Here is a 10,900-nt window from a genome sequence, read left to right as displayed (position 1 = left end):
GGACTGGAAGGCCGCGCTGACCAGATTCAGCATCCAATTCGAGGACAGAATGATCGAATTTTAGGAAGGCGTTTACACATAATTCTGGACACCCTCAGGTCACCATGCACAATCCGCCACTGCCCCGGTTGATCAAGCGGGCCTCATGATAATCCTCGCTGCCCAAATAACTGTATCGAACCGTGTTTGTCCTGTGTTCGCGGTCGTATTGCCGGCGCTCGTCGCTCGCGGTCATGATGTTGCTCCTTGTGCCCGGGTATTCCCCAGCTCGACAATAATGCCAAACTGAAAAAAGGAAAGAGGGGCGCCTTCAGGCCACCGGTCCGCCCCAACGGGCATACAGGTCATGATCCAGGCCAAGCTGTTCCAAAACGCGACCGGAAAATTGGGCCACCAGGGCGTCGAGGGTCTCCGGGCGATGGTAAAAACCCGGACATGGCGGCATGATGACGGCCCCGGCGCGCTGGGCGCGGAGCATGTTGCGCAGATGAATTTCATGCAGTGGCGTTTCGCGCGGCACCAGGATAAGCGGCCGACGTTCCTTCAGGGTCACGTCGGCGGCCCGGTGCAGCAGATTGGAGCCCACTCCGCAGGCAATGGCGGCCAGACTGGCCATGGAACAGGGGCAGACGATCATGCCCTGGTGCGGCCAGGAGCCGCTGGCCGGAGGAGCGGCGACATTGGCGGGATCGTGAAGATAATGAAAACAGGCTTCCAGCTCCGCCCCGTCCGTGCCGAGTTCATGGCGCAGGACCTGCCTGGCGCCATCGGAAATGATGCCGTGCACCTCCAGGCCGGAAACGGCGCGCAGAGCCCTGGCCAGGGAAAAAGCGTGGATCATGCCGCTGGCACCGGAAATGGCCAGCACGATTCTGCGAGTGGTCATGAGTAATCCTTGACGCGCGACACTGGCTCCGGTCGAGGGACGCGCCCTGGGCGCGGTCCTCGTGGCCTGTCCACGTCGGAAACTGATCCGTCACCGAAAAAAAGCGGACGGATTGCTCCGTCCGCCCCGGATTGGTTCGCCTCGAAGCGACGCTACACGCGCGGTCCGCCTTGGTAGACCTGGTCCAGGATAGCCTGTCCGCCAGCGGCCAGGACTTCCCTGGCCACGCGCGCTCCAAGATCCCTGGCCTCGGCCGCCGGGCCGTGGGCCTCCTTGCGGATGAGTTTCTCCCCGCACAGGTCGGCAACCAGACCGGTCATGTGGACGTGGGAATCGGTCAGGGTCGCGAAACCGGCAATGGGCACCTGGCAGCCGCCATCCAGGCCAAAAAGAAACGCCCGCTCGGCTTCGACGCAGATCCTGGAGGGAGCGTGATCCAGAAAGGCGAGCATGGCATCGAGTTCCGGCCGATCGTCCCGAAACTCGATGCCCAGGGCGCCCTGGGCCACGGCCGGATAAAACGTGGGCGGGGCCAGTTCCTGCATGTGCGGAGCGGACAAGCCCAATCGGCGCAGACCGGCCATGGCCACGACAATGGCCTCGAACTCGCCATTCATGAGCTTGCCAACGCGGGTGTCCAGATTGCCGCGCAGGGACACGATTTCCAGATCCCGGCGCTGGGCCATGAGCTGGGTCTGGCGCCGCAAACTGCTGGTGCCCACCCGTGCGCCGGCGGGCAAGGACGCGACAGAGGCATGATGGACGCTCAAAAAGCAGTCCGTGGGCACCTCGCGCTCGGGAATGATCCCCAATTTGAGGCCCGTGGGCAGTTCCGCCGGCACGTCCTTCATGGAATGCACGGCGATATCCGCCTCCCGAAGCAACAGGGCTTCCTCGATCTCCTTCACGAACAGGCCCTTGCCCCCAATCTTGGCCAGGGGAACATCCAGGATTTTATCGCCCTGGGTCTTGATGATCTTCAGTTCGACGACCAAGCCCGGATACTGGGCCCGCAGCAGGTCGGAGATATGGTGTGCCTGCCATAGGGCCAGCTTGCTGCCCCGCGTGGCGATGCAAATGGTATGCAACATTGATGACTATCCTCGAATCAGCCGCAGCTGGAGCAATTGCCGCCGGAGCAGCCCGCGCAGGGGCTCTTGCCGCGGGTGGTGATGGCGTTGGCGCTGGGTGATCCCGCGACAATGGGCCCGCCGGTGCGGAACACGCCCTTGGAAATGAGCTTGGTCGTGTCCGAGGCGCCGCAAGCCGGGCAGATCGGTTGCTCGTCGCCGAGGATGACTTCCTCGAATTCCTTGTGACACACGTTACAGACATACTCGAAAATAGGCATGTTTCCTCCTTATGCCCTGGTGGAACCCAAATTCAGTTCCGCCACGGCTTCAAACAAATAGTGATCCACCAGCCAGCACAGAAGATGGCCGATGGCCGCGTGGACTTCCTGGACAAGCGGCGTGCGCTTGTCCGGAACGATCAGGACATGGTGACAATGGTCGATCATGGTGCCGCCGTTGCCACCGCTCAGGCCGATGGTGGTCAATCCGATGTCCACGGCCGCGCGCAGGGCCTCGTTGACATTGGCGCTGCGACCCGAGGTTGAAATGGCCACCAGCACGTCCCCAGGACGGCCCAGGGCCTGGACCTGCTTGCTAAAAATCTGGTCGAACGAATAGTCATTGCCGATGGCCGTCAGCGCGGACGTGTCGGTGTTCAAGGCCACGGACGGCAGGGGGGGCCGCTCCATCAGGAAGCGATTGACCAACTCGGCCGAAAAATGCTGGGCATCGGCCGCGCTGCCGCCATTGCCGCACCACAGAATTTTTCCGCCCCTGGCCAGACTGGTGGCCATGGTCCGGGCCGCCTCGTCCAGGGCCTGGGCGTGATCGGTGAAAAAAGCTTCCCGCAGGCGCGCCCCCTCCCGGGCATGATTCATGATGAGCTGCAAGGCGCTGTCCGTCATGGGCCCTCCTCTTCGTCGTTTTCACGGGACGTTGGTTTGTAAGGTCCGCCTTTTCCTTTGGCAAGGTCTATTCTGGACGGGCCTTCCCGGCCGCGACACGCCCGAGCTCCGTGGCGACCCGCAGCCCCGTCTCTTCCTGGCCGAAAGGTACCGGAACGCGTACCCGCACGAAATTGCGATAAAAAAACAACGTCCGGCCGGCGACCATCAAATAGGAATAGACCACTTCGAGATGCGGCACGGGATCGCGTCTAAAGGTCGCCTTGTCCAAACGCGCCCCCCAGGAATTCCAGTTATGCACAGTTCCGTTGAGATAAAGCCCATCCTGGCCGACATAGACCAGCCCCGGCCCCCGGAGATGCCGCCGTCGGCCGCGCCGGGGCAGGACCACGGCCAGAACCCGGAGCACGGCCATGAGTCCCATGAGCCCGGCGAAAACCCAGACCGAGGCCGCGTCGCGCATGACGGCCATGAACCCTAGACCGATCACGAGGGTGATAACGAAAATAAACCACCACAGTGCTTTCTTTTCCCCTGTCTCCTGGCCAAAATTCCACTCCACGAACCGGGTCCATTCCTCCGGAGCATAGCTGAAACACGCGAGATGTCCGCCCGCGACCAACCGGCGCAACATGGCCGTCTGCCGGCCAAACAGCCACATGCCGATCAATCCGCCAAGCAGAAAAAAACCGCCCGCGAAGATGGACGCGAAACTCAGATCCGAGCCGACGCATTGATACACAAACGGCCATGCCACGGCCCCGCCACAGACAACGGCAAAGATGGCCGACCAACGCAACCCCCTGCCGGCGGAACTTCCGGCCACGAGATCGGCCACGCGCCCCCCCCAGCCCCAGAGAAGCACGGCTCCGACAACGGCGGCCAGCAGCCCCACCCAGTTGTCACGCAACGGAAAACGGACATTCTCCGGGATGGACCGGGTCGAAAAATCCATGGCCGGGACAAACCGATATCCCAGATACCGGACGCCCACCCCGTCGCGCCACCGAAGGTATCCTTCGGTTCCAGACAGGTTGGCGAATATCTCCCTGTCCGGCGCGACGTAACGCGTGGCCGGGGCGGCCGCATTGGGGGCGCTGTCCAGCGAGGCCACGATTTCCGCCCAGGCCGGATCGGTCCCGTCAGTCAATCGATCCGCGACCCTGGAGGCGATAAACCGATTCAGGGGCAACGGTTCCGTGGTGGAGCGGACAAACTCCCGGCTCATGCCCATGACCCCAAGGCCAGAACCACCTTGCGCGTATTGGGATTCATAACGTCGCCCCCAGTCAACCAGTTCCAGCCGCAGCAACAACGGCGCGGGAAACCACCACGCCAGGATCACGGCCATGACGACCACGACCGCCAGCACCTGCCGTACCAACACATTCATGCCTGCCTCCCCATTCCCGGATTCAGGCGACCGGCTGGTGATCATGCCAGCCCCCGCCCTCGCGACGCCCGCCAAGCAGTCCGGCATCATTCTTCATCAATAACACCGACTTTTTGCCAGCTCCGGCCCCGATCGCGACTGACCAGCAACCCATCCTCCAGGCCGACAAAAACCGTTCCTTCCGGACCAGCCGCCATGGCCAGAACCCGCTGTCCTTCAAGCCCTTTCCCCACGACGGTCGCGGTACCATCGCGCGTCTCGAAAAAAAGGATTCCGCCATGGCGATCCGCGCCCATCCACGCCCCGTCCCCAAGAGGCGCGAACGCGGCGCAGCTCTCCCCGGGAATCCGGTCCACCTTGACCCAGTCCGCGTTGTCCGGTCCTGGTCGCAGGACAAAAGAGGTCAGCATGCGCTCGGTAAAAATCGTCCCGTCCACGCCCATGGCCAAATCCCGGAAGCCCTGGCCGAAGCGTTCCCGCCGCCAGGCGTGGCCGCCATCCCCGGACATGACGATATCCTGATACCCAAACGCCAGATACCGGCCGTCGGGCAGCAGACGCGTTTCCCAGACACCGTAATCCCAGCCATCTTCGCCCGCCATGGGCACCAACCGCCACGAACCATCGTCGGAGCGGGTGAAAAGCCCGGCCGCGTCGGCCGGAACGGCCAAAAGCAGACCACCCGGCATTGCCGCGACGTGATTGACGCCGCCCTCGGGCAGGCCGCGCATGTCCCTGGCCCATGTTTGCCCACGGTCCTCGGAGCGCCACAATCCATCGCCACGGGATGCCAGATACAGATCACCCCGCGCGCCCTGGGCCAGTCCAAGATCCTTGGCCGGCCGCACGGGAGTGGCGACATACGCCCAATCCCGCCCGCCGTCGTCGCTCCGGAACAGGCCCAGACCGGCCAGCGCCGCGTAGCCCGTTCCATGGGAGTCAAAGGCCAGGCCCACGACTCGGGCCACGTGGGCAAAGGGCCGGTGGCGCCACGTCTTTCCCTGGTCCTCGGACAGATACAACCCGGCGCCCCAGGTGCCGACCCAGATCCGCCCGGCCGCATCCACGGCCACGGACTGCGCGGACGCGCCCGCGACGTCGCCGTGAATCCAACTTTGACCGTGGTCCTCGGACACGAACACCCCGCGATCCTCGGTGGCCACCGCGATCCGACCAGACGACCCAAAGGCCATGTCCACGATCACGCTTCCATCCAAAAGCGGGGAAACATGGCTCCACCCGGACTCTTCCGACCGCCAGGCCCACAGCCCGCCGCCATGGGTTCCGGCATACACCGTGCCCCAGGGTGACGTGGCCATGGCCAGGATCCATCGATTGCGCGGGCCAGGCGCGCACGGCCGCCATTGATCGTGACCAGGCCGCTTCCCCAAAATCCCCTGCCCAAAAGTTCCGGCCAGCCACGATCCGTCCCCGGCCTCGGCCGCGCAGGTCACGGCCGAGGCGGCCAAGGCGCCAGCGCCAGCCTGAAGATCGTCGCTCCGGGCTTGGTCCAGGGCGTTGATCTCGTCCTGGATCTCGCGCCACTGCCGGTAGTACCCGAGCCGCTCCATGGCTTCCGGGCTGGTGACGTTGTCGCCGGACAATTCCCCCATCCGCGCCACGACCTCGCGCGAACGCAGTTCCAGGGCCCGCCCGCGCTCGACCTGATCCTCGGCGCGCCGCACCGTGTCGGCCTCCAATCCGGCCACCCGCGCCACGCGCACGCCCCCGCCCCAGGTCTTGACCACGGCGTGGACGCCGTCCCGGCCAAACCTCGCAAAGGCCATGGGTCCGGAGCACACTCGCTCCCAACCTTCTCCTCGCGAGCGCCACAACCCATCGGACGAGGACAGATACATCCTCCCGGCGGAATCGACACCAACGTGGTGGATGAACACCTTCGGCACGGCGGGCATCACTCGCCACCCCGTGCCACCTGGCCGGCCGCGATACAGGCCGCCCTTTTCCGGCGTCAAAACAAAAAGACCGCCGTCGGGCAGTGCCCCGACCTGCACGATCCGGGGGACGTCCGCCGGCACGCCCCCCGCGATACCGGCGCTCTCAAGGCCTCCGGCCGACACGATGGATGCTGGCGAGGCAACCAGCATCACGAGAAGCAGCACCATGATCATTTGTCGCGTCATAACCCTCCCCACGCCAAGCACGACGGCGCCAACGCCGCCGCATCCAGGCCATATCCGTCGCCGTTGGCCCGATGTTTGGAAACATGAGGCACCGTGACGCGGGCTGGAGCCCCCGGGGCACAAAAAATCCACGGCCCCGACCGCACGTCACGATTCACGGCACGACGATCAAATCATCCCGCCAAACGCACCAGGGTCGCGTGATCCGGCTCTGGGGCGCGACAACGCGGACATCGACCCTCGCCCTGGACGTAAAGATGGCCACAGGCCAGACAAACCCGTTTGGGGCGGTCCAAGATCATCTTTTCCGGCCAATCCAGCCCGGACAGTTTGAATACCCTGTCGCCGGAAGAAAAATAGCCACGCAGGGCCTCGGGCAGACGCACGGTCCGGACTTTTCCACCCGTCGTGCCGATCCAAAGCCTGGACCCATCCTCGGGACCGCCCTCGTCGTGGCTTCCGGAGCCTGGCCGCGCGGAAAACTCCAGCACGGTCCCGGTCCAACCCTGGGTCGCGACCCCGCGCGACCAACACGCCAAAAGAAAAAAAACCGCCGCCGCGAAAGCGAAGGACGCAAGCGCGTCCGCGTCGATCTCTCCCAGATCCCACCAAATCAGACCAAACATCAGCGGCAGGACGACCATGAAAAAACCCCAGGCATAAAGACGCGCGTGGCGGCCATACGTACGCACCCACAGTCTGGTCTCCGCCGGAGTCAACGGAACCATGACGGCCCGGCGCTTGTCCTTGGACATATTTTTCAGCGTACCACCCACCAAGCATCCCCTGCCGTGTCCAACACGACACAAGGTCCGCTTCCAGATGGCAGCGGACCTTGACCGTTATTCCAGCGCCATGGTTTCCCGCCGGAAATGCGTGCCGTCAATGGCCAGATATTCCAATCCACCATCGACAAACGCGACCCGGGGCGGGATAATGGCATGCACGCGCTCCTGACCACCGAACACCACAAGATGGGTCTTTTTGTCGGCATCAAGGGTGAAATACACAAGATGCCGTCCATCGGGACTGAATTGCGGAGGCTCGGCATCATAAATCTCCCGCGCTTCCGGTCCGGTCTGGCCATCAAGGCAAACGCGGCTGCTTTTTTTGTTGTTCTCGATCCAGGCCACCCTGGTTCCGTCGGGACTAAAGACAATACGCCGTGGCGAGCCCTGGCCACGACCGATTTCCTTGCCATCCACGACAACCACATATTCCTCGTCGTTAAGCTGGAACCCAGCGGCCCAACGCTGGCCATCGGGGCTGAAGGTTTCGGCGAGAATGCTTTTCGGATCGCCAAGGCCATGCTCGACAATGTGTCCATCGACAACCAACATCCGACGCCCCTCGTTGCCGCCCTCGTAGATGTAACGGGCGCCATCGGCGCTGAATGTGGGCAGATCCCAAAGCGTATCAAACGCGGGCTCGGTCCGGCCATTGACGACCACGGCTTTTTTGTTCTCCGTCACCTTGGCGATGAAGGCATGGCCCGACCCGGCCGTGTTCACCCAGAATTTGCCTGACGCCAGCGCCGGTTGGAGCTCCTCCTGGCCGCGCACCAAAAAGCGGTCGCCGCCTTCTTTTTCGGCGACATAGTACAATTCCGCCGGACTTTGGGACAACTGGGGCGCGCCCACGATATCCGCGTATCGCCGCCCCGTGGCCCCATCGGCGGTCACGACCATGGCGAACTTGACGCCGTTGTGTTGGTCTTGTCCCTGTTCGACCCAGGCCGCTTGTCCGCTCTCGACGACAACGCCATCATCCACGGAAAACGGCGTTTCGCGAACCTGCCGCCCATCAAGAAAAACCCGATACAGCCCACCCACCTTGCCCGCGACCAGGACATGGGCGCCATCGACGCTCATTTTCTGAAAAGCCAGGTCGTCGAAAACAGGGCCGACAGCCCCGTTGTAAATTGGAATCTCCTTGTCACCCAGGGTGGCTTCAAAGCGAAATCCCTCGCCCTTGGGCGTGAACAGCATGCTGTAGATGCTGACGTCGTCATACCATTGTCCGGGAACGCCGCCCACGACGACCCGCTTTTGGCCTTCTTCCTTGCCGTCCACCCATGCCACGTGCCGCAAATCTTCCGACAGGGCGACGGCCATCTTGTCCACGGCATACGGTGGCAACTCGAAGTCGAAATGCTCCGGCGCCGTGGGCCGGGCGGCCGCGCCGCTGGCCGTCAGTGGTTCCGCCCGGCCCACGGCATGGAGTGTTCCCTCATGCTCGTAGACATCCCCCGGCATGGCCACCACGACCCAGCCAATCCGGTGCTGACTGGTGCCCAGGGTGCCAAGCTCATGATCGCCGACATATTTCTTGATCCTGTAGGACATGTACACGCCCAGGGCGCGCGGCCCCACCGGACGGCCCGTGTCCGAGGCGGCGCGGGGAGTCCAGCGGATCTCGCCGTCCCGGCTCTCCTCGAAACCGATGTCGGCGTCGCCCCCGGCCTCGTCGTGGCGATACACATAAACCGATTTACCGGCCACACGGTAGGACACGTTGCCCGCGATCTCTTTTTCGGTCAGGGGAATCCCGGGATTGTCCGGGGCATCGACCTTGATACTCACGGGCGTGTCCAAGGTGGCGACGCCAAGAACAAGGTCATGGGAGGCATTGCCCTCGAACGCGGGCTTGACGCTTGCGTAGTCCGAAATCTTTTCGAAAAAACGGAGCTCGCCCGCGTGGACCCCGGGGTCCGAGGGCAACAGACGCGGCAGGCGCCGCTGAAAATACGGCTCGTCCTCGGGGCGGACACGTGCAAGGCCGTCCACGCGCAGCTTGACCCGATACGTGCCAGGAACCTGATCGTTCAACGGAAACTCCACACCGTCTTCCGGCCCCGAACCGCTTGACGCGACTGGGGGCGGAAGCGTCGCGGCATCCGCGCCACCCGCCTGGACAGGTGGCGCCTGGACGGACACCGTCTGGACGGATTCGGCTTCGGCGGACGATCCAGGGATGGTCGCGGGCCCCGCCTCGGCCTGGGTCCAGCGTTTCCCGCCGGCGCGCATCAGGGCTCCGACCGACACGCTCGAACCAGCGGAAGTCGGTGCCCAGTCCAGATGGCCGCCTTGATCCATGAACCGAGCCAGCCCCTGCAGCTCTTCCGCATGCGGACCCAGGGCCGGATCGCCCGTTTCCGCCCGGCCGAGCCAACTCCGGACCATCACCAGATCCGCGCCCAACAGATCGAGGCCCGCTTCCTGGCGCAGCTGCCGGGCCAGATTCAAATAGACGTCGGGCAGGCGGTTCCAGGCGCGCAGCGCCCGCACCGTGATTTTCCCCTGTTGCTCAACTTCCAGCAAGCCTGCGGGGCCGGTGGCGGTTTCGATCACCGGTGCCTCCTCGGAAAAGGCCGGCCCCCCGGCAAGACACACGGCAACCATGACCACGAGCAGCACTATCCAATGAACACGCATGAACTCCTCCTCGTTGCAACCCAGATGACATTCCCGTGCGGTACCAAGGCGCCCGCCCCGGACCAAGCAACGTCAGGCCACTCAAACCCGCCCCGTCACCGCCAATGGCGCGACAGCAGGGACGCCCTACCCCCACCCGCCTGTCCGGGAGCCCAGTTTCCTGCCGTCGCGACGCCATTCGAATCTGTCCGGGAAGAGCGTGGCTTCGATGTTTCGCGACGCGTCATACAACGTGACCGTGCCGTGGGTATGCGAGCCTCCCTTTTCCTCGAAGACAAACCGCGCCTGGCCGTCGCTGTATTCAGTCCAGCGCACGCCCTGGGCGCTAACCGAGCGTTCGAGGTAATGGTCCGGCTTCGCGGCGTTCACCCAGCGTGGACCGCCCGCCGTCGAGTCCATTCCTGGCGCCGCGCCGGCGTTGACAGGCAATGTCTCCACCTTGGTGAACCCTCGACCTCCGGATTTTTTATTGTGCGCCCACGTGGCCGGATCGGAATCAATGACCGTGTATGTTCCGGCCGGAAGCACGACCATGGGCCGGGCGGTCCAATAGGCGTTGGGAACGCCGCCCTGACCAGGGCTCCCCTCGGTCTGCCAGGGGCCATGCGTTTTTCCTCCGGCCTCCCGCAGCGCGATGGTTCCCGGCGTGGCGCCCTGGCCGGAATTCCAGTGATAATTTTGGATCATGGCCAAAACCCGCGACGAGGCCAGGGAAAACGTCGTGGGCGCCGTCGGACCGTTGTAAACTCCATGGATATTGCCGACCTCGAAACTAACCTCGGGCGTTCCGGACGTTTCGGACTGGACCGGTTCGGAAGCCCCGGGCTCCTGCCCATCAAGCGCGAACGTCCCCAACACCTGGTCGATGGTCTTCTGGCTGCCACCCGTACCCCGAAAAACCACCAAGGCCACGCCCCGGTTGCCGGACATGGGCGGAAACAACAGCTCCATGGTGGACTGCATGTCGCCGGCCCGCAGCACGTCCATCCCGCCAATGCGGACCTTGGTCGCGCCCGTGAGATCCGCCTTGGCCTGGGCGTAATCGGCCGCGATGCCGCCCGAGAT

Annotated in this window: 8 protein-coding genes; all 8 read right to left on the bottom strand. The window is 63.9% G+C overall.

What is annotated here, in order from left to right:
* Positions 1–310 precede the first annotated feature (310 nt).
* Entirely contained in the window at positions 311–886 is a 576-nt protein-coding gene (locus EOL86_08520; GenBank protein NCD25618.1) for a UbiX family flavin prenyltransferase, read from the bottom strand.
* A gap of 152 nt (positions 887–1,038) precedes the next feature.
* A complete protein-coding gene (locus EOL86_08515) occupies positions 1,039–1,977 on the bottom strand; it encodes a hydroxymethylbilane synthase (protein NCD25617.1) in 939 nt (312 codons plus the stop codon).
* Positions 1,978–1,994: 17 nt separating this feature from the next.
* Positions 1,995–2,237 (bottom strand): zinc ribbon domain-containing protein, encoded by a 243-nt coding sequence (locus EOL86_08510; GenBank protein NCD25616.1) that lies wholly within the window; start codon positions 2,235–2,237, stop codon positions 1,995–1,997.
* Positions 2,238–2,246: 9 nt separating this feature from the next.
* Entirely contained in the window at positions 2,247–2,864 is a 618-nt protein-coding gene (locus tag EOL86_08505; GenBank protein ID NCD25615.1) for an SIS domain-containing protein, read from the bottom strand.
* 67 nt (positions 2,865–2,931) lie between these two features.
* On the bottom strand, positions 2,932–4,257 hold the full coding sequence (locus EOL86_08500) for a hypothetical protein (GenBank protein ID NCD25614.1): 1,326 nt from the start codon (positions 4,255–4,257) through the stop codon (positions 2,932–2,934).
* A gap of 86 nt (positions 4,258–4,343) precedes the next feature.
* Positions 4,344–6,401: a hypothetical protein gene (locus EOL86_08495; protein NCD25613.1), complete on the bottom strand. Its 2,058-nt coding sequence runs from the start codon at positions 6,399–6,401 to the stop codon at positions 4,344–4,346.
* A gap of 173 nt (positions 6,402–6,574) precedes the next feature.
* The gene (locus EOL86_08490) at positions 6,575–7,177 is read right to left on the bottom strand and encodes a hypothetical protein (protein NCD25612.1); all 603 of its coding nucleotides are present in this window, start codon (positions 7,175–7,177) and stop codon (positions 6,575–6,577) included.
* Between the two features lie 66 nt (positions 7,178–7,243).
* Positions 7,244–9,835 (bottom strand): hypothetical protein, encoded by a 2,592-nt coding sequence (locus tag EOL86_08485; GenBank protein ID NCD25611.1) that lies wholly within the window; start codon positions 9,833–9,835, stop codon positions 7,244–7,246.
* Positions 9,836–10,900 lie beyond the last annotated feature (1,065 nt).

The organism is Deltaproteobacteria bacterium (genome assembly GCA_009930495.1).
Taxonomy (GTDB): Bacteria; Desulfobacterota; Desulfovibrionia; order Desulfovibrionales; family Desulfomicrobiaceae; genus Desulfomicrobium.
The sequence above is the reverse complement of the archived record's forward strand: the minus strand, read 5'-3'. Positions and strand labels throughout refer to the sequence as shown.